The following is a 21,454-nucleotide window of genomic DNA, read 5'->3' on the forward strand; positions in this document are numbered from 1 at the left end:
GGGTGACCTGGGTGAGCGGGCGTCACCTGGGGTAGGCCCCGTCGGGCCGCTGGTACCCGCTGCTGAGCTGGTTGCCCTCGTCGTCGGAGACGGTGCCGAACCACGAGGTGCACCAGACCGACACCGAGTCCGGCCAGTACTGCACCTCGAACGGGTGGCCGGAGCCGTGGTCGCCGTACGAGGTGACGATGAAGGTCTCGCCGGGGCGCAGCCAGTAGTCCTCGCCGAGCGGTTCCAGGGTCAGTTCGACCAGGCCCTCGCCGCGGTTGGTCACGGGCATCCGGCCGGTCACCTCCAGCGCCGAGAAGTCCCAGCCGGTCGCTTCCTCCCTCATCCGGCCGCCGCCCGGGCCAGCAGGTCGCGGACGGCGGTGTTGAACGCCTCCGGCGCCTCCAGGGCGCTCAGATGGCCCGCCCCGGGGATGACGGTCAGTTCGGCGTCCGGCCGGGCCCGGAGCATCAGTTCGGCCTCCTCCGGCGCCACCAGGCCGTCCTGCGCGCCCGCGACGACGGCGGTGGGCACCCGCAGCCCGGCCAGCACGTCCAGCGCGTCCGGCCGGGCCGCCATGGCCCGCTGGGCCCAGGCGACGGCGGCCGGCGACGCGGCGGCGACCAGCGACCGCACCCGCTCCACCAGGTGCCGCGAGTCCGGCCCGAGCTGCCCGGCGGCGACCTCCTCGTCGAGCAGCAGTTGGACGCTGCCCCGGGCGGTGACGGCGGCCGCGATCCGCTCCCGGTTGGCCCGGACGGCGTCGGTGTCGGCGGTGGCGCGGGTGCCGGCCAGCAGCAGTCCGGCCAGCCGGTCCGGGTGGCGGCGGGCGAAGGCCAGCGCCACGTAGCCGCCCATGGAGAGCCCGCCGACCACCGCGCGTTCGATCCCGGCCGCGTCCAGCAGCAGGGCGAGGTCGTCGGCGACCAGGTCCAGCGAGGGTTCGTCGGTCCCCAGCTCGGTGCCGCCGAAGCCGCGCTGGTCCGGGGCGAGCACCCGGGCCTCGTCGCCGGTCAGACCGGGCAGCGCGTCCAGTTGGGCGGACCACATCGAGGCGTTCAACGGAAAGGCGTGCAGCAGTACGAGGGGTGTTCCGGTGCCGCTCTCGCGGACGGACACTGCGGAGGGGGGCTGGGTCATGGGCCCACCGTATTCCGGCACGCCCGGCGGGCCCACTCAGCGGGCCGCGATATCCGCTTTGTCCTAGCCTGACAAAGAGTAAGGGAGCGCGAATGATCGAGTTGCACGACCTGACAAAACGTTACGGCAGGACCCTCGCGGTGGACCGGCTCAGCTTCCAGGTCCCGCAGGGCGTGGTGACCGGCTTCCTCGGCCCCAACGGCGCAGGCAAGTCCACCACCATGCGCATGATCCTCGACCTCGATCGCCCCACCAGCGGCCGGGTCACCATCGACGGCAAGCGCTACGGGCAACTCAGCGAACCGCTCAAGTACATCGGCGCGCTGCTGGAGGCCAAGGCCGTCCATCCCGGCCGCACCGCCCGCGACCACCTGCTCTGGCTCGCCCAGAGCAACCGCATCCCGACCCGCCGGGTGGACGAGGTGCTCAACCTGGTGGGCCTCACCCCGGTCGCCCGCAAGCGGGCCCGCGGCTTCTCGCTCGGCATGGGCCAGCGCCTGGGCATCGCCTCCGCCCTGCTCGGCGACCCGGAGATCGTCATGTTCGACGAGCCGGTCAACGGGCTGGACCCGGAGGGCATCCTCTGGATCCGCAACCTGATGAAGCGGCTCGCCACCGAGGGCCGGACCGTCTTCGTCTCCTCCCACCTGATGAGCGAGATGGCCGTCACCGCCGACCACCTGGTGGTCATCGGCAAGGGCCGGCTGCTCGCCGACCTGCCGATGCCGGAGTTCATCCGACGCAACTCCCGCTCCGCCGTCCGGCTGCGCACCCCGCACCCCGAGCGCCTGCTCGACGCCCTGTCCGGCGTCGGGCTCCGGCCCGAGCCCGGGCCCGGCGGCTCCTACGAGGTGGTCGACGGCGACCTCGCCCGGCTCGGCGACCTGGCCGCGGCCCACGGCGTCGTCCTGCACGAACTCAGCCCGCAGCAGGCCTCGTTGGAGGAGGCGTTCATGCAGATGACGGCCGACTCGGTGGAGTACCACGCGGGCGACGGCCCGGGCCGGGACGCGGCCGGCGCACCCGGCGTCTGGGGCGCCGGCTGGAAGGCGGACGGCGCCCCGCAGACCGCGGCGGCCCGGCAGGAGGAGAACTGAGATGACGTCCTTCCCGGCGATCCTGCGCTCCGAGTGGACGAAGATCCGCAGCGTCCGCTCGACGGTCTGGACGCTCGCGCTGACCTTCGTCGTCACCGTCGGCATCGGCGCGCTGCTGTCCCTGCTCACCAACAACAACTTCGGCGAGTTCCGGCGGGGCGACCAGTCCGTCTTCGACGCCACCGGCACGGCCTTCTCCGGCATCATGCTCGGCGAGCTCGCCATCATCGTCTTCGGCGTGCTGGCCATCGGCAACGAGTACAGCACCGGCATGATCCGGGTCACCCTGGCCGCCGTCCCGCAGCGCGGCACCCTGCTCACCGGCAAGGCGGTGGTGCTCGGCGCGATGGCCCTGGCGGTCTCGGTGGTGACGGCCTTCGTCACCTTCTTCACCGGCCAGGCGCTGCTCGGCTCGCACTCCACCAGCCTCGACCAACCGCACGTGCTGCGCGCGGTGTTCGGCGCCGCGCTGTACCTGACGATGCTGTGCCTGTTCTCGGCCGGCGTCACCACGATGCTGCACAGCCAGACGCTGGCGCTGGGCGTACTGGTCCCGTTCTTCTTCCTGCTCTCGCCGATCCTCTCCGCGGTGCCGAAGGTCAAGACCCTGGCCCACTACTTCCCGGACTACGCGGGCTCGCGGATGCTGCTGGTGTACGAGCAGTACGGCCAGCCGTACGGGCCGTGGGCGGGCTTCGTGATCTGCCTGGCCTGGACGCTCGCCGCCCTGCTCGGCGGCGCGCTGGTGCTCAAGAACCGGGATGCCTAGGGGGCGCGCAGCCGGCTCAGTACCGCGGAGCGCCGCGGCCCCGCAGGACGTTGGAGGCCCGGCGCTCCCGCGCGCCCCAGCAGGCGCGGTGCCAGTGCCGCCGGTCGTCCACGCCCGCGCCGTGCATCGGCCAGGCCACCACGTGGCCCATCCCCGGCGGGATCTCCTGGTCGCAGCCCGGGCACCGGTAGTGCCGCCCGGCCGTCCCGGCGACCGTCTGGACCACCCAGTCGTCGCCTTGGTGGCTCTCGGTGCGGCGCAGCGATCCACCGAGCGGGGAGGCCTGCTCGGCGCTCCCGCTCGGGTCGGCGCTCTTGATCCGGTTGCGGCGCGGCGACACGTCGGACTACCTCTCTTCCGGGGTTTCGGGGCCGTTCCAGCCTACGGCCGGCCACCCCTCCGGCAGGCCACTATCACGGCATCGTCCGACGCTCCCGCGTTTTTGCCGAGATCCACCCGATCTCCGACGAAATCCGGGTTTCCGCGTGCCGTTGGCACATGACATCGGATACCCACAAGGGGAACAGGCGGGGCCCGCAGACCCTGCGCGCACCCGAGGAGGCCCCACCATGACCAAGACCAGCGCCCGCGCCGAGACCCGTCGGCCCGTAGGAGTCCGGCCGCCCGCCCCCGGCCCGGTGCTGACCTCGCCCGCCCCGGTCACGGCCGCGGCGGGCGAGCCGCTGCCCGTGCCGCAGCGGGCGGGCGCGCTCCCGCCGGACACCGCGCCGGTGCGGGTCGGCGCGTTCCTGCTGTCCGCGCAGTTCCCCGGGCAGAGCCACCGCGAGGCGCTGGACCGCACCGTCCGGGCCGCCGTCGAGGCCGAACGCGCGGGCCTGGACAGCGTCTGGCTGGCCGAGCACCACTTCGTCCCGTACGGGGTCTGCCCCAACGCCGCCACGCTGGCCGCGCTGCTGCTCGGCCGCACCCGCCGGATCGGCGTCGGCACGGCGGTCAGCGTGCTCTCCACCGCCCACCCGGTGGCGCTCGGCGAGCAGGCCGCGCTGCTGCACCTCACCTCGGACGGGCGCTTCACGCTCGGGGTGGGCCGCGGCGGCCCCTGGATCGACCTGGACGTGTTCGGCGGCGGCGTGGACGCCTTCGAGAACGGCTTCCCGGAGCGGCTGGACCTGCTGCTGCGCTGGCTGCGCGGCTCCCGGGTCGGCGCGGACGGCCCGCAGTTCGCCTTCCCCGAGGTGGCGGTGGTGCCGCGCGCCACCGAACCGGTGCGCCGGCCGGGACTGGGCAGCTGGCTCGGTCTCGGCGAGCAGTCCGGCCCGGTGCGCTTCCCGCGCCAGCGCCAGGACGTCGAGGGCGTCGGTGAGGAACTCGACCCGTCCGGGCGGCCGGTGGCCGGCCCGCCGATGGTGGTCGCGTGCACCTCGCCGAGCGGGGTGCGGCTGGCCGCCGAACGCGGCCTGCCGATGCTGCTCGGCATGCACTCCGGCGACGACGACAAGCTGCGCATGCTGGAGCTGTACCGCACCGCCTGGCTGGCCGCCGGGCGCGGCGAGGAGCAGCTGCGCCGGGTGAACCGCCGGCACGTCGCGGCCGGGGTGGCCCAGGTCGACGACCGCACCTCGGCGGCCCGCGCCACCCTGCTGAACGCCATGCCGGGCTGGTTCGAGTACGGGCTCGGCGCCCACCGCACCGTGGACGGCCGGGAGCGCAAGATGCGCGACCCGCGCGAGTACACCGAACTCCTCTGCGACCTGCACGCGGTGGGCACGCCGCGGCAGTGCGCCGACCGGCTGCTGGCCACCGCCGAGCGGACCGGCATCCGCCGCTTCGCGCTGCTCGCGGAGGGCAGCGGCGAGCGCGAGGCGACCCTGCACAACATCGCCCGGCTCGGCTCCGAGGTGCTGCCGCAGCTGGGGTGAGACCGGGGGTGGAGCGGCCGGGCCCGGTCCGGGCCGCCGCCCCTCCCCCCGCACCGGGGGACGGGGGCGGCCCGACGACCTTCAGGACCGCTAGGGCCGATCAGGACCCAGGGCCCGGGATCGGCGGTGCTGCCGGGTCAGCAGTCCCGCAGTTCCTCGGACTGGTTGAGCAGCTGCTCCCGGACCGAGGTGAAGCGTGCGTGCCGCGCCTCGTTGGCGTCCGACGGCAGGAAGACCGCCACCCGGTGACAGTTCTGGAAGGCCAGCCGCACCCCGAAGTGCCGCTGCAGGGCCCCCCGGATGGCGTCGCTGGCGAGGGCCCGCAGGAGCTGGCCGCGGGCCTGCTCGCTGGGCGGCGGTACCTGGTTGTCGGCGAAGTCGGTACCGTCGACCTTCGCCTGGGCGACCAGCGAGCTGATCAGGTCCCAGGCGTACGGCAGCGAGACGCGGACGCAGTCGACGAATTCCCGCTCGTCGACCTCGCCCCGCTCGGCCTTTTCCAGCAGGGCCGGTGAGACGTCGAGCGACATGGATTCTCCTCTCGCGGTCCACCCGCGCGGCGCCCGGGTGGTCGTGCGTAGTCCAAGCTCACAGTGAGGGTGGGCGGATCGCGCGTGGTGTCCGGAACGCCGTGGAACGGGCGTTTTTGACACCCTGCGAAGGCGGCGGCACCACGGGACGTGACGTCCCGGACACCGACCGCGCTCGGAACAGCGTGGCAGTCAACGGCGGGACGGGCCGGTCATTCCTGTGGATTGCTTTGGAAATACGCGGTGGTGCACCACATTGGCCGGATCCCGTCGGATCGTTCATCTGAAGTCTCCGTCCCCGTTGACAGCGATCCCGCACGCGTGCCGTCACGTACGGTAGCGACCCCAGGGGGTGGGCGCCAGACCGCGACGGGCGGTGCGCGGAATTGCCGAACCTCCATGTTCGCGGGGTTCCCGGTTTCTTCACCCGGTCGTCGTGGAATCGCATCAACTGGCCCCGGTGGGCTAGCGTGGTCGACCGTGCGTCTCGTAATTGCCCGCTGCTCAGTCGACTATGCCGGTCGGCTCTCCGCCCATCTGCCCTCCGCCACCAGGCTCATCCTGGTCAAGGCCGACGGCAGCGTCAGCATCCACGCCGACGACCGCGCCTACAAGCCGCTCAACTGGATGTCCCCGCCGTGCGCGCTCAAGGAGGCGGACGGGGTCTGGACGGTGGTGAACAAGGCCGGCGAGAAGCTCATCATCACGCTGGAGGAGGTGCTGCACGACTCCTCCCACGAACTCGGGGTGGACCCGGGCCTGATCAAGGACGGCGTCGAGGCGCACCTCCAGGAGCTGCTCGCGGACCGGATGGAGGTGCTCGGCGCCGGCTGGTCCCTGATCCGCCGCGAGTACCCCACCGCGATCGGCCCGGTCGACATCCTCTGCCGCGACTCGGACGGCACCACGGTGGCCGTCGAGATCAAGCGCCGCGGTGAGATCGACGGCGTCGAGCAGCTCACCCGCTACCTCGAACTCCTCAACCGGGACCCGCTGTTGGCCCCGGTCAAGGGCATCTTCGCCGCCCAGGAGATCAAGCCCCAGGCCCGCGTGCTGGCCACCGACCGGGGCATCGGCTGCGTGGTGCTGGACTACGACGAGCTGCGCGGCATCGACGACGACAAGCTCAAGCTGTTCTGACCGGTCAGGTCGCGGGCGGCGAGGACGCCGTCGACGACGGACTGGGCGTCCCGGTCGCGGGGCCCGTCGTGGCGGGCGGCGGTGTGCTCGCGGTCGCCGAGGGCGACGTGGTCGACGGCTTCGGCGGGGGCGGCGTGCTGGCGCCTCCGCCGGGCTGAGTGCCCCCGGAGTTACCACCGCCACCGCTGCCACCGCCGGCACCACCACTGCCGCCGCTGCCGCCACTGCCACCGCCCGGCGGCGGGCCGGACTGCTGGGCCGGCGGCTGCGACTGTCCCGGTGCGGGCGACTGCGACTGCTGCGGCTGCTCGGTGGCCCCCGCGGTCTCGCTCGGCCCACGGCTCGGCTTCTTCGACGCACTCGGCGAGCGCGACGCGCCACCGCTCTGCGACGGCTCCGGGCTGGTCCCGTCCGCCGCCGGACCGCCGCCCGCGTCCGTCCCCGGCGTCCCCGTACCGGTGGCACCGGTACCGGCGGTCGGGCCACCGACGTGCGGCGACGGGAGCGGCCCGCCCTGCCCGCCGTCGGGGTCGTCGAGCCGGGTGTGCGGGTCGTTGCCCGGGTGCTGCTCCGGACCGGTGGCGCTCATCGCCACCGCCGTCCCGAGCGCCCCGAGCGCGAGGACGGCCGCCGACGCGGCGATCACCCGGCGCCTGGTCCCGGAGCGCAGGCTGGACGGCACCTTGGCTATCGCGCGGATGACGGGCCGCCGCACGGGCGCCGGCCCGGGGGTCGCGGCGGGCGGCAGCTGCCGCCCGTCGGCGCGCAGCAGGTCCAGCATCCGGCCGGCTGCCGCGACGCCGCGCTGCTCGCCGGCGGCGGACCGCAGGGTGAGCGCCGTCTCCAGCTCGGCCATCGCCCGGGACGGCTCCTGGACGCAGAACGCATGCACGCCCGCCTCGTGGTGGAACCAGGCCTGGTCGGTGCCGGAGCCCGTCCTGCGGGCCGCCTCCAGCCCCAGGTGCAGGACCCGCTCCCAGGCGCCCCAGCGCAGCGCCAGCGCCAGCGCGGGCGCGGCCGCCCGGGCCAGGCGCACGACGGCGTCGTGCCGGCCGGCCTCCCGGTCCGCGACCAGCACGCCGACCACCACCTCCGCCTCGGCCGCGACCTGCGCCAGCGACACCGAGCTGTGCCCGACCCACCAGGCGAAGTGCTGGGCGGCGCCGTCCAGGCAGCCGCGGGCCGGCCAGTGCGGGGCGAGCAGGTCCAGCACCCCGGCGGTCAGCCGGTGGTGCCCGCCGATGGACACCGCCAGCCCGGCGTCGGCGAGTTCGGCGAGGGCGCTCTCGCCCTGGCCGACGTCGATCAGCGCGGGCAGGTGCGGCGCGGTGGGGCACTCGCCGCCGAGCGCGACGGCGAGCCTCAGGACGGCCTGGGCGGGCTCACTCAGACCCTCCGCGAGCCGGACGGCGGGTGAGGCGGTCTCGGCGACGGACGGCAGCGGGACGGTGCGGCGCAGCGCGTTCTCGCGGACGGCCGGGTCGGGGTCGTGGACGGGCTCCTCGACCGCGCCGAAGACCCCCATCCGGTCCTCCTCGGCGGCGACCAGCGCGTCCACCGCGACATCCCGCTGGCGCAGCAGCGCGGCGGCCTGGACGAAGCGCAGCGGCAGTCCCTCGGACTCGAACCAGAGGTCGACCGCCCAGGCCTTCTCCTCGACGTCCAGCGGCCGACCGGCCTGGCGGGCGGCGAGGGCGAGGCAGGCGGAGCGGGAGAGCCCGGCGACCAGGTGGTCCTGCAGGCGGGAGCCGGGCGACAGCGCCGGGCTCCCGGGGGCGACGGAGATCAGGAAGGCGCAGCCGGGGGCGATGGCGAGCAGGCCCTCCAGCTCGGCGCCGGACTGCTCCGCGCCGTCGACGACCACGATCGCGCCGACCTCGGCGAGGTGCACGGCCAGCCGGCCCGGGTCGGGCCGGTAGCCGGGGGCGTGGTGGGTGGCCGCGAAGAGGTCCTGGAGCAGGTCGGCGGTGGTGCGGCGGTGCCCGCAGAGCTGGACGACGCCGCCGGGGGCGAGGTCGGCGGCGGCCTCGGCGACGGCCGACAGCAGCGCGCTGCGGCCCGAGCCGGCCTGGCCGACCAGGCGTATCGAGCGGCCCTCGGCGAGCAGGCCGAGGAGTTCGGCGACGTCGGCCTCGCGGTCGAGCAGCGGCAGGTCGGCGGGCCCGGCACCGAGGGCGAGCGGGCCGACCGCGCGGCCGACGCCGCCGACCGGGCCCCGGGCGGGCTCGCTGCGCTCGATCCGGCGCGGGCGGGGCCGCCACTCCTCGGGGCAGGGCCTGACCTCGGAGCCGTCCGGGGCGCCGACGCCGACCAGCAGGGCGCCGGAGACGAGTTCGCCGCCTCGGGTGCGGGCGGCCTCCTGCCGGAACTCCCCGGTTGGCTGTGCCACGTTCTGCTCCGCATCCTGCTCGGCCGCCGGCGCCCCGCGCCGGTCGGCTGACGTCTCGGTCGCGGCCGCGCGCGGGCTGGGGGCAGCTGGCTGAGGCGGCCGTCATCTGACGGGCAGACTCTTGCACATCCGGGCCCGCCCGCGCAGGGGCAGTCCGGTCGGGGGCCGGGCGACGGCCGATCCGGGCCGGGTCGGAGCCGGACGAAGACCGGGCAGGGGACGAACGCGGGCTGGGAACGAGCAAGGGCAGAGGCCGAACGAGGGCAGGACCGGACAGGCCCTAGAGGGCGATTCCCTGGGCCTCGGTGACGCCGTCGACGGCCAGGATGCGGTGCAGCTTGGTGGCCACCAGCAGCCGTTGGAGCTGGGCCGGGACGGAGCGCAGCACCAGCCGGCGGCCGATCCGGCCGGCCCTGCGGTGGGTGCCCATGATCACGCCGAGGCCGGTGGCGTCCCAGAACTCCAGCCGGGCGAGGTCGAGCACGAGGTCGCCGAGGCCGCCGTCCACGGCCTGGTGCAGCCGGGCACGCGCGTCGGCGGCGGTGCGCACGTCGAGGCGGCCTTCGATGGCCAGCGCCCTGTGGTCGCCGGTGATGCGCATGCTCTCCTCCTTCGCCTGACCGGTCCGGTACGGGGGTGGTCCGACCCGGCCGTGCCGGGGCGGGGGGTGGGGTGTCCATCCGGGCGGGCCGTGGCCCCTCGCCCGGGTCCGGTCGCAGCCTCGTCGTGCTGGGCCGGGTCTCCCTCTTCTGACGGCGAACCAGCAGCGCAGGTTGCTGGTTCCGGCCAGATCTGAAGCAACTTCACTCGTCCGAGGGAATATACGCAGTCAGTCTCCACACCTACGCTCGATTACCGCCCAAATCACCCGTCTGCGGCACCTGGCGTGAGGAAACTCACCCGCCCCCGACCGGGCGGGCCGTACGGTGTTCGGCCGCACGGCCCGCCCGGTCGCCGGGCGTCGTCGTTCACCCGTTCCGGCAGGGGCTCACTTGCCCTCGTACGGGTAGAAGCCGCGGCCGCTCTTGCGGCCGAGGTCGCCGGCGGTGACCATGCGCGCCATGATCTCCGGGGCGGCGAACTTCTCGTCCTGGGTCTCCTCGTAGATGTTGCGGGCGGCGTGCAGCAGGATGTCCACGCCGGTCAGGTCGGCGGTCTCCAGCGGGCCCATCGGGTGGCCGAAGCCGAGGCGGCAGGCGGTGTCGATGTCCTCGGCGGTGGCGACGCCCGACTCGTACAGCTTGGCGGCCTCGACGACCAGCGCGGTGATCAGGCGGGTGGTGACGAAGCCGGCCACGTCCCGGTTGACCACCACGACGTCCTTGCCGACGCCCTCGGCGAAGGCGCGGGCGGCGGCCAGGGTCTCGTCGCTGGTCTTGTAGCCGCGGACCAGCTCGACCAGCTTCATCAGCGGCACCGGCGAGAAGAAGTGCACGCCGACGACCGACTCGGGGCGCCGGGTGGCGGCGGCGATCCGGGTGATCGGGATGGCGGAGGTGTTGGAGGCCAGCACCGCGCCGTCCTTGGCGAGCTTGTCGAGCTCCCGGAAGACGGCCTCCTTGACCTCGAACTGCTCGAACACGGCCTCGACCACGATGTCGGCCTCGGCGACGGCGCCCAGGTCGGTGGTGGTGGTGATCCGGCCCAGTGCGGCCTCGGCGTCCTCGGCGCTCAGCCGGCCCTTGGCGACGAACTTCGCGTAGGAGGCGCGGATGCCCGCGAGACCGCGCTGCAGGGCCTCCTCGGTGACGTCCCGCAGCACCACCGGGTGGCCGGCCTGCGCGGACACCTGGGCGATGCCGGCGCCCATCAGGCCGGCACCGATCACGGCGATCTGCTTGCTGGACGCATTGCTCATGGCTGGGTCTCCCGATGCCGTCGCCGCCCTGGGGCGGGCCCTGAAGGCGGCTCAGGGCAGGGGTCACCGCCGGAGAGCCGCGTCGCTCGTTGCCGGGACTCTAATGCCCAATCCGGCCCCGTGGTGTCAATCGGGAGTGTGATCTGCGCCCGACCTGGTCGGGCGACCCAGACCCGCCGTGACCAGCTGATCAGACCAGCCGATCGGGCCATCTGACCGGACCGGATGGCCAGACCATCAGACGGTCGGACGGTCAGACACTCAGCCCGAGGTCCTGCGCCAGGATCGCCGCCTGCACCCGGTTGCGCAGCCCCAGCTTCGCCAGGATCCGGCTGACGTGCGTCTTGGTGGTCGCCTCCGCCATCTCCAGCCGGGCCGCGATCTCCCCGTTGGACAGCCCGGCCCCGATGCAGGCCAGCACCTCCCGCTCACGCGGGGTCAGTCCGGCCACCGCCTCCCTGGCTTCCGGCCCGACCGCCCGGTCCGGCCGGGCGAAGGCGCCGATCAGCCGCCTGGTCACCGAGGGCGCCAGCATGCCGTCCCCGCGTGCCACCGTCCGGACGCCCTCGACCAGGGTGTCCGCCTCCAGGTCCTTGAGCAGGAACCCGGCCGCGCCGGCCCGCAGCGCGCCGTAGACGTACTCGTCCAGGTCGAAGGTGGTCAGCACGAGCACCTGGCCGGCCCCGGCGGCGACCACCTGCCGGGTCGCCGAGACGCCGTCCAGCCGGGGCATCTGCACGTCCATCAGCACCACGTCGGGCCGCAGCTCCAGCGCCAGCCGGACGGCCTCCTCGCCGTCGGCGGCCTGCCCGACCACCTCGATGTCCGGTTCGGCCCGCAGGATCATCACCAGCGCCGCCCGTACCGCCGCCTGGTCCTCGGCCACCAGCACCCGGATCGTCATGCCCCTGCCCCGCTCTCCCGCCCGCGCGGCAGTACCGCGCGCACGCTCCAGTAGTCGTTCCGTGGCCCCGCCTCGAAGCTGCCGCCGAGCAGCCCGGCCCGCTCCGCCATGCCGACCAGCCCGGCCCGGGCGCCGGGCAGTTCGCGGCCCGGTCCGTGCCGGTACGGGCTGTCGACGGCGATCCGCAGTTCCTCGGGGCCGAACTCCATCCGCACGCTGACCAGTCCGGGCCCGGCGTGCTTGAGCGCGTTGGTCAGCGACTCCTGGACGATCCGGTACGCGGCCAGCCGGACCGGCACCGGGACCTCCCCGCGCTCGCCCTGCTCGGCGAGTTCGAAGTCCAGCCCGACGTCCTGACCGGCCGCCCGGGCCTTGGCCAGCAGGGCGTCCACGGCGGCCAGGTCGGGCGCCGCGTACGACTCGTCCGCCTCTCCCCCGCCGCTGTCGCGCAGCAGTCCGATCATGCGACGCATTTCGGCCAAACCCTGGACGCTGCTCTCCCGGATCACCGCCAGCACCTCCACCAGCGGGTCGTCCCCGGCCAGCCGACGGCGCCGGGCGACGGACTGCGCACCGGTCGCGTGGATCGCGATCGCCGACAGGTGGTTGGCCACCACGTCGTGCAACTCCCGTGCCATCCTCGCGCGTTCGGCGACGACGGCCTCACGCCGGTCCATCTCCGAGAGCAGCGCGGTCTGTTCGGCCCGCAGCCGCTCGCTCACCGCCCGGTCGCGGTGCTTGCGGACCACGTCCCCGGTCCAGACCGGCGCCAGGTAGATCAGCACGGTGAGCACCACCACCGCCGCCGCGTTCGAGGCGTCGCTGTAGATCAGCACCAGGGTGGACAGCACCAGCACCGAGCCCGTGCCGGTCAGGTGCAGGATCCGGGACATCCTCGGGGTGCCGTAGAGCACCGCCGCGTAGAGCAGGTCGGTGTACATCAGACTGGTCGCCAGCAGGGCGCCGGTGAAGATGCTGCACCCGAAGGCGAGCCCGCCCAGCGTCGTGGTGAGCACCGGCCTGGTCCGGCGGAACAGCTCCAGCACCGCCATCACCAGCAGCGACGGCACCACCGCCCAGCGCGGGATCCGCGAGGAGTTGTCGTAGACCTGGAGCGCGACCAGCAGCGCTCCGCCGAACAGACCGAGCAGGGCGATCCCCCGGTCCTCCTGGCGCGGGGTGAGGGTCGGTCTCAGCACACCCCCATCTCACCATCCCCGGGCGCCGGGCGGCTCCCGTCCCCGGAGGAGCAGCCGTACATCGAAAGGTGCAGGCCGGGACGGCACCCGGCGACGACGACGCGGCCACGCCCGCGCGCCAGGCTGGAGGCACCGCCGACCGCCCGGGAGCACAACGTGATCGTCACCCTCATCGTCGCGGCCGAGATCTCCTTCTGGATCCTGCTCGGCCTCGGTCTCGCCGCCCGCTACCTGCTGCGGTGGCGCCGCACCAGCACCGCCCTGCTGGTCGGCCTGCCGGTGGTGGACCTCACCCTGTACGCGCTCACCGTGCTCGACCTGCGCGGCGGCGCCGCCGCGAGCTGGACGCACGCCCTCGCGGCGAGCTACGCGGGCTTCTCCATCGGGTACGGGCCCTCCCTGGTCCGCTGGGCCGACCGGCACTTCATGTACCGCTTCGCCGGCGGCCCCAAGCCGCCGCGCTCACCGAAGTACGGCGCGGAGCGGTCCCGGTACGAGTGGCAGATCTGCCGCCGCACGGTGGTCTCGGCCGTGATCACGCTGAGCCTGATCACCCTGCTGGTGCCGCTGTCGGGAGGCTCCGCGCACTTCGGCACCTTCCTCCAGTGGTACCTCAAGCTGGGCATCGCCGCCGTGGTCAACGTGGTCATCGCCGTCAGTTACACGCTCTGGCCCAAGCAGCCGCCGGCCGGCGAGCAGGACGCGCACGCCCCGATCGCCGAGCAGCCCGTCGCCGGCGTCCCGGAGAAGCGGCTCTGAGTGACTCTCCCTAGCGGTTCTCGCCCGGCACCCAGAGCACGTCGCCGCGCTCCTTGTTGGCCGCCCGGGCCAGGATGAACAGCAGGTCGGAGAGCCGGTTGAGGTACTTCGCGGTCAGCGGGTTGACGCTGTCCCCGTGCTCCGCGATCGCCGCCCAGGTGGCCCGCTCGGCCCGCCGCACCACCGTGCAGGCCAGGTGCAGGTAGGCCGCGCCGGGCGTACCGCCGGGCAGGATGAAGCTGCGCAGCTTCTCCAACTGCTCCAGGTAGTGGTCGCAGTCCCCCTCCAGCCGGTCGATGTACGACGGCAGCACCCGCAGCGGCGGGTACTTCGGGTCCTCGACCACCGGCGTGGACAGGTCCGCGCCGACGTCGAACAGGTCGTTCTGGATCCGGACGAGCACCGTGACGATGTCCTCGGGCAGCGATCCGGCCGCGACGGCCACCCCGATCGCCGCGTTCGCCTCGTTGGTGTCGGCGTACGCCGCCAGGCGGGGATCGGTCTTGGTGGTCCGGCTCATGTCGCCGAGCGCGGTGGTGCCGTCGTCGCCGGTACGGGTGTAGATGCGCGTCAGATTCACCATGCGGCCAGCGTAGCCGGACGGGTTAGGCGGCGTTAACCCCGAGCGGGGATCAGCCCGGCGGCCGGGGGTGCCCCCACCCCGAGGGTCCGTCGCTACGCGACGTTCACCTCCCCCAGCCTCCGGCCGGGGGTACCCCCACCCCGAGGGTCCCGCCGCTACGCGACGTTCACCTCCCCCAGCCTCCGGCCGGGGGTACCCCCACCCCGAGGGTCCGTCGCTACGCGACGTTGACCCTCTGCCCGGGCGGGGCGGCCTCCAGCCAGGCGAGGAAGCCGGTGAGCGCGTCCTCGCTCATCGCCAGCTCCAGCGGCTCCCCGTTGTGCAGGCAGCGCAGCACCACCGAGCCGGAGAGCAGGGCGAGCTCCTCCTGGCCCTCCGGGTAGCGCCGGCCGAGCACCTCGATCTCCCGGCGCGGCAGCACCCTGCGCGGGCGCGGGGCGTACGAGAAGACCCGGAACCACTCGATCGAGTCACCGCTGTAGCGGCCGATACCAAAAACCCACCCCTTGCCGTCGGTCTGGGGGACCGGGGCCGAGGTGGGTTTGCCGTTCTCGTCGAGGTCGGGCTGCGTCGAGGCGTCGGCGGGCATTTTGAGTCGGTAACTGCAGTCGAACGTGCCGCCGACCCGCTGGATCAGGCGGCGTCGTACCGCGAACGCCACCAGGCCGATCACACCCAGCGCCACGACCGCCGCACACACCACAAGCGCGAGGACCATGCTCACCTACCTCCTCGCTACCCGCGTTCCCCGTATCGGTCGTATCAAGCGACCGCGTTGACCTACCAACTACGACGACAGTCCCGGGGTCACGCTCACGCGTCCCCGGGACCGTCGGTCGACCCCGCTGAACCGGGGTCTTGGCGCACTCAGACGTGGGCCTTGAGGCCGCGCGCCGCGAACAGGCGGACCTCGGCGCGCCGCTCGGCGTGCTCGTCCAGGCCCGACTTGGCCTGCTCCAGCGCGCGCTCGGCGCGGGCGACGTCGATCTCGTCCGCCAGCTCGGCGATCTCCGCGAGCAGAGACAGCTTGTTGTCGGCGAAGGAGATGAAGCCGCCGTGCACCGCGGCGATCACGGTGCCGCCGTCCGTCGTGCGGATGGTGACCGGACCGGTCTCCAGCACACTCAGCACCGGGGTGTGACCCGGCATGATGCCGGTGTCGCCGGAGGCCGTACGGGCGACGACGATGGTGGCCGCACCGGACCACACCTTGCGGTCGGCTGCGACCAGCTCGACGTGCAGCTCAGCCAACGTGGGCTCCTAGGCTCATGCAACCCCCGATTACTCGGGAGTTTCGGTAAGAATAACGGCCGCGCGCCCCCGGCATGAAACCGGCGGCACGGATTTGACCGGAATCACAGCCGATGCGACGTGAGGGGTGGTCCCGGGCTCGGGGCCACCCCTCACGGTCACTCAGCTGCTACCGGCCGCGATTACTTCTTCGCCAGCTCGGCGGCGTTCTTCTCGAGGTCCTCGATGCCACCGCACATGAAGAAGGCCTGCTCCGGGACGGAGTCGTACTTGCCGTCGGCGATCGAGTTGAAGGCCTCGATGGTCTCCGACAGCGGCACGGTCGAACCCTCGACACCGGTGAACTGCTTCGCCACGTAGGTGTTCTGCGAGAGGAAGCGCTCGATGCGACGGGCCCGGTGGACCGTGATCTTGTCCTCCTCCGACAGCTCGTCCATGCCGAGGATGGCGATGATGTCCTGGAGGTCCTTGTACTTCTGCAGGATCCCCTTGATACGGAGGGCCGTGTCGTAGTGGGTCTGCGCGATGTACCGCGGGTCGAGGATGCGGGACGTGGAGTCCAGCGGGTCGACGGCCGGGTAGATGCCCTTCTCCGAGATCGGGCGCGACAGAACGGTCGTCGCGTCCAGGTGGGCGAAGGTGGTGGCCGGGGCCGGGTCGGTCAGGTCGTCCGCGGGGACGTAGATCGCCTGCATCGAGGTGATCGAGTGACCGCGGGTCGAGGTGATGCGCTCCTGGAGGAGGCCCATCTCGTCGGCCAGGTTCGGCTGGTAGCCCACCGCGGAGGGCATGCGGCCGAGCAGGGTCGACACCTCGGAACCGGCCTGGGTGAACCGGAAGATGTTGTCGATGAAGAGGAGCACGTCCTGCTTCTCGACGTCACGGAAGTACTCCGCCATGGTCAGCGCGGAGAGCGCGACGCGCAGACGGGTGCCCGGCGGCTCGTCCATCTGGCCGAAGACCAGCGCGGTCTTGTCCAGAACGCCCGAGTCGACCATCTCGTCGATGAGGTCGTTGCCCTCACGGGTGCGCTCGCCGACGCCGGCGAACACCGACACACCACCGAAGTTCTCGGCGACGCGGTAGATCATCTCCTGGATCAGAACGGTCTTGCCGACACCGGCACCACCGAACAGACCGATCTTGCCACCCTGGACGTACGGGGTGAGGAGGTCGATGACCTTGATGCCGGTCTCGAACATCTCGGTCTTGGACTCGAGGTCCTTGAACGCCGGCGCCTTGCGGTGGATCGGCCAGCGGACCTCGACCTGCTGGTCGAACTCCTTCTGGTCCACGTTCAGCACGTCGCCGAGGGCGTTGAAGACCTTGCCCTTGGTGATCTGGCCGACGGGCACCGAGATGGCGGCACCGGTGTCGGTGACCTGGGTGCCACGGACCAGACCGTCGGTCGGCTGCATCGAGATGCCGCGGACCATGCCGTCGCCCAGGTGCTGGGCGACCTCGAGGGTCAGGGTCTTCTTGCCCGAGCCGTCGGGGTTCTCCACCTCGACGTGCAGGGCGTTGAACATGTTCGGAATGGCGTCGACGGGGAACTCCACGTCGACGACCGGGCCGATGACCCGCGCGACGCGGCCCGTCGCCGTGGTCGGCTCAACAGTGGTGGTCATTCTCATTCGCTCCCGCGGCTAGCGTCGGCGAGGGCGTTGGCACCGCCGACGATCTCGCTGATTTCCTGGGTGATCTCGGCCTGACGGGCCGAGTTGGCAAGCCGCGTGAGCGACTTGATGAGCTCGCCGGCGTTGTCCGTCGCGCTCTTCATCGCGCGGCGGCGGGCGGCGTGCTCGGAGGCGGCCGACTGCAGCAGCGCGTTGTAGATCCGGCTCTCGACGTACCGCGGCAGCAGCGCGTCGAGGACGCCCTCCGCCGACGGCTCGAAGTCGTACAGCGGGAAGATCTCGGCCTTGGCCGACGTCTGGTCGCTGAGCTGGACCTCGTCCAGCTTCAGCGGCAGCAGTCGGGCGTCCACCGCGTCCTGCGTCAGCATCGACACGAACTCGGTCGAGACCACGTGGAGTTCGTCCACGCCGCCGGTCTCGGCCGTGAAGGCCTCGATCAGCTCGCCCGCGACCGTCTTCGCGTCACCGTAGGTCGGCTTGTCCGAGAAGCCCGTCCACGAGTTCCCGACCGCCAGGTCACGGAAGGTGTAGTACGACAGACCCTTCCGACCGACGATGTAGGTCACCACGTCCTTGCCCTCGCCGCGCAGGCGCTCGGTGAGCGCCAGCGCCGCCTTGATGGCGTTGGACGAGTAACCGCCCGCCAGGCCGCGGTCCGCCGTGATCAGCAGGACGGCGGCACGCGTGGCGTTCGGGTTCTCGGTGGTGAGCGGGTGCTTGGCGTTGGACCGGGTGGCCACCGCCGTCACCGCCCGGGTGAGCTCATCGGCGTACGGGGCGGAGGCGGCCACCGCGCGCTGCGCCTTGCCGATGCGCGCCGCGGAGATCATCTCCATCGCCTTGGTGATCTTCTTCGTCGCGGTGACAGAGCGGATCCGGCGCTTGTAGACCCGAAGCTGTGCTCCCATGGGTCGTTACGTCCTTTCCCTCGCTACCGGACTCAGGCCTGCTCGGAGAGCAGCTTGCCGTCGGCGGTCTGGTACCCCTGCTTGAAGGCGTCGATGGCCGTGGTCAGCGCGTCGACGGTGCCCTCGGCGAGCAGACCGGTCTCGACGATGCCCGCGAGCAGGTCCTTGTGCTGGAGGCGCACGTGGTCCAGGAACTCGCGCTCGAAGCGGCGGATCTCGGCGACCGGGACGTCGTCCAGCTTGCCGGTGGTGCCGGCCCAGATGGAGACGACCTGCTCCTCGACCGGGAACGGCTGGTACTGGCCCTGCTTCAGCAGCTCGACCATGCGCGCACCGCGCGCCAGCTGGGCCTTGGAGGCCGCGTCCAGGTCGGAACCGAAGCCGGCGAAGGCCTCCAGCTCGCGGTACTGGGCGAGGTCCAGACGCAGACGGCCGGCGACCGAGCGCATGGCCTTGATCTGGGCGGAGCCACCGACGCGGGAGACCGAGATGCCGACGTTCACGGCCGGGCGGATGCCGGCGTTGAACAGGTCGGACTCCAGGAAGCACTGGCCGTCGGTGATGGAGATGACGTTGGTCGGGATGTACGCCGAGACGTCGTTGGCCTTGGTCTCGATGATCGGCAGACCGGTCATCGAGCCGCCGCCCAGGGCGTCGTTCAGCTTGGCGCAGCGCTCCAGCAGGCGGGAGTGCAGGTAGAAGACGTCGCCCGGGTAGGCCTCGCGGCCCGGCGGACGGCGCAACAGCAGCGACACGGAGCGGTAGGCCTCGGCCTGCTTCGACAGGTCGTCGAAGATGATCAGGACGTGCTTGCCGTCGTACATCCACTCCTGGCCGATGGCCGAACCGGTGTACGGGGCGAGGTACTTGAAGCCGGCCGGGTCGGAGGCGGGAGCAGCCACGATGGTGGTGTACTCCAGCGCGCCGGCCTCCTCCAGGGCGCCGCGGACGGACGCGATGGTGGAGCCCTTCTGGCCCACGGCGACGTAGATGCAGCGGACCTGCTTCTCCGGGTCGCCCGAGCGCCAGTTGTCGCGCTGGTTGATGATCGTGTCGACGGCCACCGCGGTCTTGCCGGTCTGGCGGTCACCGATGATCAGCTGACGCTGGCCACGGCCGATCGGGGTCATCGAGTCGATGGCCTTGATGCCGGTCTGCAGCGGCTGCTTGACCGACTTGCGGGCCATGACGCCGGGGGCCTGCAGCTCCAGGGCACGACGGCCGGTGGAGGCGATGTCACCCAGACCGTCGATCGGGTTGCCCAGCGGGTCCACGACGCGGCCGAGGTAGCCGTCGCCGACCGGAACCGAGAGGACCTCGCCGGTGCGGCGCACGGTCTGGCCCTCTTCGATGCCACCGAACTCGCCGAGGATGACGACACCGATCTCGCGGGTGTCGAGGTTCAGCGCGAGGCCGAGCGTGCCGTCCTCGAACCTCAGCAGCTCGTTCGCCATGACCGAGGGCAGGCCCTCGACATGCGCGATGCCGTCCGCCGCGTCAGTGACCGTGCCGACCTCTTCCACAGAAGCGGCGTCCGGCTGGTACGACTGGACAAAGTCGGCCAGCGCGTCCCGGATCTCCTCCGGACGGATCGTAAGCTCCGCCATCAGGCTTCCCTGCTCTCCTAGTTTGCGATCCTCGGCCCGCCATTGAGGGCCGCAAGTATTCGACTCTCGGCCGGGTCTGCCGAACCGGCCGTCCGATGTGCCGGCTCCTTGGGGAGCCGGTTTCCCGACCGAGGGTCGGATGTGCTGCTGCTTCGGTGCTCAGCCTTCGAGCGACTGGCGAGCGCCTTCGAGGCGGCTCGACACGGTGCCGTCGATGATCTCGTCGCCGACCTGCACCCGGACACCGCCGACGACCTCGGGGTCGACGTCGATGTTCAGGTGGACCTGGCGGCCGTACATCCGGGCCAGAGCACCGGACAGGCGCTCCTTCTGGGTGTCCGACAGCGGCACCGCGGTGGTGACCAGGGCCACCACGCGGCCGCGGCGCGCGGCGGCGAGCTTCGAGTAGGACTCCAGGCCCTGCTCCAGGCTACGGCCACGCGGCGCGTTGACGATGGCCGTGACCAGCCGGACGGTGCCCGCGTGGGCGCGGCCGCCGAGCAGCTTGTTGATCAGCGCGGCCTTCGGGGCGATGCCGGCCTTCGGCTCGGTCAGCGCGGCGCGCAGCTCGTGCGAGCCGCTCACCACCCGGCTGAACCGGAACAGCTCGTCCTCGACGTCGTCCAGAGCGCCTGCCCTGTCCGCCGCGATGACCTCGGCGTACGCGGCCAGCTCCTCGGTCCCGTCCACCAGGTCGCGCGAGCCCGACCAGCGGGAGCGGACCAGACCGGAGACGAGGTCGACGGTCTCGCCGGAGACCTGACCGGTCAGCAGCGAGGAGACCAGCTGGGCCTTGTCCTGACCCGACCGGGACGGGTCGGTCAGGACACGGCGCAGCGACACCTCACGGTCCAGCACGGCCGTGACGGCGGTGAGCTCCTCGGCGAGCTTGGCCGCGTCCACCGAGGTGGAGTCGGTCAGGCTCTCCAGGTTCTGCCGGCCGGCGGCGAGGGCCTCGCGGCTGGCGCCGATCACTTGGCCGCACCCTGAGCAACGGCGGCCTTGGCCTCCAGCTCGTCCAGGAAACGGTCGATCACGCCGCTCTGCCGAGCGCTGTCCTCAAGGGACTCACCCACGATGCGGGAAGCCAGCTGGGAGGCCAGCGAACCCACGTCCTGGCGCAGGACGGCGGTCGCCTGCTTCTTGTCGGCCTCGATCTGCGCGTGGCCGGCGGCGACGATGGCCTCGCGCTGACGCTGGCCCTCCTCGCGCATCTCGGTGAGCTGGGCAGCGCCCTGCTCGCGAGCCTGCTCGACGATGCGGGCAGCCTCGTGACGCGCCTCGGCGAGCTCGGCGCGGTACTGCTCAAGCAGGGCCTGGGCCTCGGCCTGGGCGGCCTCGGCGCGCTCCATGCCGCCTTCGATGGCGTCCCGACGCTCCGACAGCACCTTCTCGATGCTGGGGAGGAGCTTCTTGCCGAGCAGGCCGAAGACGATGAAGAAGCAGAGCAGGCCGATGATGATCTCGGGCCACGCGGGCAGGAGAGGATTCATGATCTCCTCCGTCTCCGCAAGCTGAGCCACGACGCTCATATCTGGACCTTCCTCGAAGGGTCTACGCCGGGGATTACTTGGGGCCCTGGCCGAAGACGAACGGCATGACGATGCCGATGAGGGCGAGCGCCTCGGTCAGCGCGAAGCCGATGAACATGTTGGAGCGGATCAGGCCGGCAGCCTCGGGCTGGCGGGCCATCGCCTGCACACCGTTACCGAAGATGAGACCGACACCGATGCCGGGGCCGATCGCGGCGAGGCCGTAACCGATCGAAGCGACGGAACCGTAGACGCCGACCTCAGCGAGCATGCTCATTGCAGT

Annotated in this window: 23 protein-coding genes; 5 read left to right on the plus strand and 18 right to left on the minus strand. The window is 72.3% G+C overall.

Annotated elements, in window-relative coordinates; all coding sequences use genetic code 11:
• Positions 1 to 22: 22 nt before the first annotated feature.
• Together ACFV6D_RS08665 and ACFV6D_RS08670 are read right to left on the minus strand one after the other, a co-directional pair.
• The gene (locus ACFV6D_RS08665) at positions 23 to 334 is read right to left on the minus strand and encodes a hypothetical protein (RefSeq protein ID WP_063347785.1); all 312 of its coding nucleotides are present in this window, start codon (positions 332 to 334) and stop codon (positions 23 to 25) included.
• Complete coding sequence (locus tag ACFV6D_RS08670; RefSeq protein ID WP_107452867.1) at positions 331 to 1,128, minus strand: alpha/beta fold hydrolase; 798 nt, start codon at positions 1,126 to 1,128, stop codon at positions 331 to 333. The genes ACFV6D_RS08665 and ACFV6D_RS08670 overlap by 4 nt, the downstream gene beginning before the upstream one ends.
• Before the next feature lie 92 nt (positions 1,129 to 1,220).
• On the opposite strand from ACFV6D_RS08670, the gene ACFV6D_RS08675 reads away from it, so the two are divergent.
• Both ACFV6D_RS08675 and ACFV6D_RS08680 read left to right on the plus strand, forming a co-directional pair.
• Positions 1,221 to 2,225 carry an ABC transporter ATP-binding protein gene (locus ACFV6D_RS08675; RefSeq protein WP_380336731.1) on the plus strand — a complete coding sequence of 335 codons (1,005 nt, stop codon included), beginning with the start codon at positions 1,221 to 1,223 and terminating at the stop codon, positions 2,223 to 2,225.
• 1 nt (position 2,226) lies between these two features.
• Positions 2,227 to 2,994, plus strand: a complete 768-nt coding sequence (locus ACFV6D_RS08680) for an ABC transporter permease subunit (protein WP_063347788.1) — start codon at positions 2,227 to 2,229, stop codon at positions 2,992 to 2,994.
• A 16-nt stretch (positions 2,995 to 3,010) separates the two neighbouring features.
• Here ACFV6D_RS08680 and ACFV6D_RS08685 read toward each other — a convergent pair whose 3' ends face one another.
• Positions 3,011 to 3,334 (minus strand): hypothetical protein, encoded by a 324-nt coding sequence (locus tag ACFV6D_RS08685; protein ID WP_063347789.1) that lies wholly within the window; start codon positions 3,332 to 3,334, stop codon positions 3,011 to 3,013.
• 391 nt (positions 3,335 to 3,725) lie between these two features.
• On the opposite strand from ACFV6D_RS08685, the gene ACFV6D_RS08690 reads away from it, so the two are divergent.
• The gene (locus ACFV6D_RS08690) at positions 3,726 to 4,874 is read left to right on the plus strand and encodes an LLM class flavin-dependent oxidoreductase (protein ID WP_063351134.1); all 1,149 of its coding nucleotides are present in this window, start codon (positions 3,726 to 3,728) and stop codon (positions 4,872 to 4,874) included.
• A gap of 137 nt (positions 4,875 to 5,011) precedes the next feature.
• On the opposite strand, the gene ACFV6D_RS08695 is transcribed toward ACFV6D_RS08690, so the two are convergent.
• The gene (locus ACFV6D_RS08695) at positions 5,012 to 5,404 is read right to left on the minus strand and encodes an SCO5389 family protein (RefSeq protein ID WP_063347790.1); all 393 of its coding nucleotides are present in this window, start codon (positions 5,402 to 5,404) and stop codon (positions 5,012 to 5,014) included.
• Between the two features lie 480 nt (positions 5,405 to 5,884).
• Between ACFV6D_RS08695 and nucS the strand changes: the two genes are divergently transcribed.
• Positions 5,885 to 6,544: an endonuclease NucS gene (nucS, locus tag ACFV6D_RS08700; RefSeq protein ID WP_063347791.1), complete on the plus strand. Its 660-nt coding sequence runs from the start codon at positions 5,885 to 5,887 to the stop codon at positions 6,542 to 6,544.
• Positions 6,545 to 6,548: 4 nt separating this feature from the next.
• Here nucS and ACFV6D_RS08705 read toward each other — a convergent pair whose 3' ends face one another.
• From ACFV6D_RS08705 to ACFV6D_RS08725, 5 genes are all read right to left on the minus strand, one after another.
• The gene (locus tag ACFV6D_RS08705; protein ID WP_380558958.1) at positions 6,549 to 8,933 is read right to left on the minus strand and encodes an ATP-binding protein; all 2,385 of its coding nucleotides are present in this window, start codon (positions 8,931 to 8,933) and stop codon (positions 6,549 to 6,551) included.
• 280 nt (positions 8,934 to 9,213) lie between these two features.
• Positions 9,214 to 9,534 (minus strand): STAS domain-containing protein, encoded by a 321-nt coding sequence (locus ACFV6D_RS08710; RefSeq protein WP_063347793.1) that lies wholly within the window; start codon positions 9,532 to 9,534, stop codon positions 9,214 to 9,216.
• A gap of 387 nt (positions 9,535 to 9,921) precedes the next feature.
• A complete protein-coding gene (locus ACFV6D_RS08715) occupies positions 9,922 to 10,791 on the minus strand; it encodes a 3-hydroxyacyl-CoA dehydrogenase family protein (protein ID WP_063347794.1) in 870 nt (289 codons plus the stop codon).
• 253 nt (positions 10,792 to 11,044) lie between these two features.
• The gene (locus tag ACFV6D_RS08720; protein ID WP_063347795.1) at positions 11,045 to 11,695 is read right to left on the minus strand and encodes a response regulator transcription factor; all 651 of its coding nucleotides are present in this window, start codon (positions 11,693 to 11,695) and stop codon (positions 11,045 to 11,047) included.
• Positions 11,692 to 12,894, minus strand: a complete 1,203-nt coding sequence (locus ACFV6D_RS08725) for a sensor histidine kinase (RefSeq protein WP_380558960.1) — start codon at positions 12,892 to 12,894, stop codon at positions 11,692 to 11,694. Before ACFV6D_RS08725 ends, ACFV6D_RS08720 begins: the two co-directional genes overlap by 4 nt.
• 156 nt (positions 12,895 to 13,050) lie before the next feature.
• Here ACFV6D_RS08725 and ACFV6D_RS08730 point away from each other — a divergent pair, with 156 nt between their 5' ends.
• Positions 13,051 to 13,653, plus strand: coding sequence for a hypothetical protein (locus tag ACFV6D_RS08730; protein WP_363371907.1), 603 nt, complete (start codon positions 13,051 to 13,053; stop codon positions 13,651 to 13,653).
• A gap of 10 nt (positions 13,654 to 13,663) precedes the next feature.
• On the opposite strand, the gene ACFV6D_RS08735 is transcribed toward ACFV6D_RS08730, so the two are convergent.
• The 9 genes from ACFV6D_RS08735 to atpE all read right to left on the minus strand — a co-directional run bounded on the left by ACFV6D_RS08735 (position 13,664) and on the right by atpE (position 21,448).
• A complete protein-coding gene (locus ACFV6D_RS08735; RefSeq protein ID WP_063347797.1) occupies positions 13,664 to 14,236 on the minus strand; it encodes a cob(I)yrinic acid a,c-diamide adenosyltransferase in 573 nt (190 codons plus the stop codon).
• A gap of 217 nt (positions 14,237 to 14,453) precedes the next feature.
• Positions 14,454 to 14,954 (minus strand): DUF2550 domain-containing protein, encoded by a 501-nt coding sequence (locus ACFV6D_RS08740; protein WP_063347798.1) that lies wholly within the window; start codon positions 14,952 to 14,954, stop codon positions 14,454 to 14,456.
• A 149-nt stretch (positions 14,955 to 15,103) separates the two neighbouring features.
• Positions 15,104 to 15,487: a F0F1 ATP synthase subunit epsilon gene (locus ACFV6D_RS08745; RefSeq protein ID WP_063347799.1), complete on the minus strand. Its 384-nt coding sequence runs from the start codon at positions 15,485 to 15,487 to the stop codon at positions 15,104 to 15,106.
• Positions 15,488 to 15,669: 182 nt separating this feature from the next.
• Complete coding sequence (atpD, locus tag ACFV6D_RS08750) at positions 15,670 to 17,115, minus strand: F0F1 ATP synthase subunit beta (RefSeq protein WP_363371902.1); 1,446 nt, start codon at positions 17,113 to 17,115, stop codon at positions 15,670 to 15,672.
• A 2-nt stretch (positions 17,116 to 17,117) separates the two neighbouring features.
• On the minus strand, positions 17,118 to 18,032 hold the full coding sequence (locus ACFV6D_RS08755; RefSeq protein ID WP_063347801.1) for a F0F1 ATP synthase subunit gamma: 915 nt from the start codon (positions 18,030 to 18,032) through the stop codon (positions 17,118 to 17,120).
• Between the two features lie 32 nt (positions 18,033 to 18,064).
• On the minus strand, positions 18,065 to 19,639 hold the full coding sequence (gene atpA / locus ACFV6D_RS08760) for a F0F1 ATP synthase subunit alpha (protein WP_063347802.1): 1,575 nt from the start codon (positions 19,637 to 19,639) through the stop codon (positions 18,065 to 18,067).
• A 159-nt stretch (positions 19,640 to 19,798) separates the two neighbouring features.
• Positions 19,799 to 20,614, minus strand: a complete 816-nt coding sequence (locus ACFV6D_RS08765) for a F0F1 ATP synthase subunit delta (protein WP_063347803.1) — start codon at positions 20,612 to 20,614, stop codon at positions 19,799 to 19,801.
• Positions 20,611 to 21,171, minus strand: coding sequence for a F0F1 ATP synthase subunit B (locus ACFV6D_RS08770; RefSeq protein ID WP_063347804.1), 561 nt, complete (start codon positions 21,169 to 21,171; stop codon positions 20,611 to 20,613). The genes ACFV6D_RS08765 and ACFV6D_RS08770 overlap by 4 nt, the downstream gene beginning before the upstream one ends.
• Positions 21,172 to 21,205: 34 nt before the next feature.
• On the minus strand, positions 21,206 to 21,448 hold the full coding sequence (gene atpE / locus ACFV6D_RS08775; RefSeq protein WP_030302757.1) for an ATP synthase F0 subunit C: 243 nt from the start codon (positions 21,446 to 21,448) through the stop codon (positions 21,206 to 21,208).
• Between the last annotated feature and the right edge of the window lie 6 nt (positions 21,449 to 21,454).

This window comes from Kitasatospora sp. NPDC059812, from assembly GCF_042732075.1.
GTDB lineage: Bacteria > Actinomycetota > Actinomycetes > Streptomycetales > Streptomycetaceae > Kitasatospora.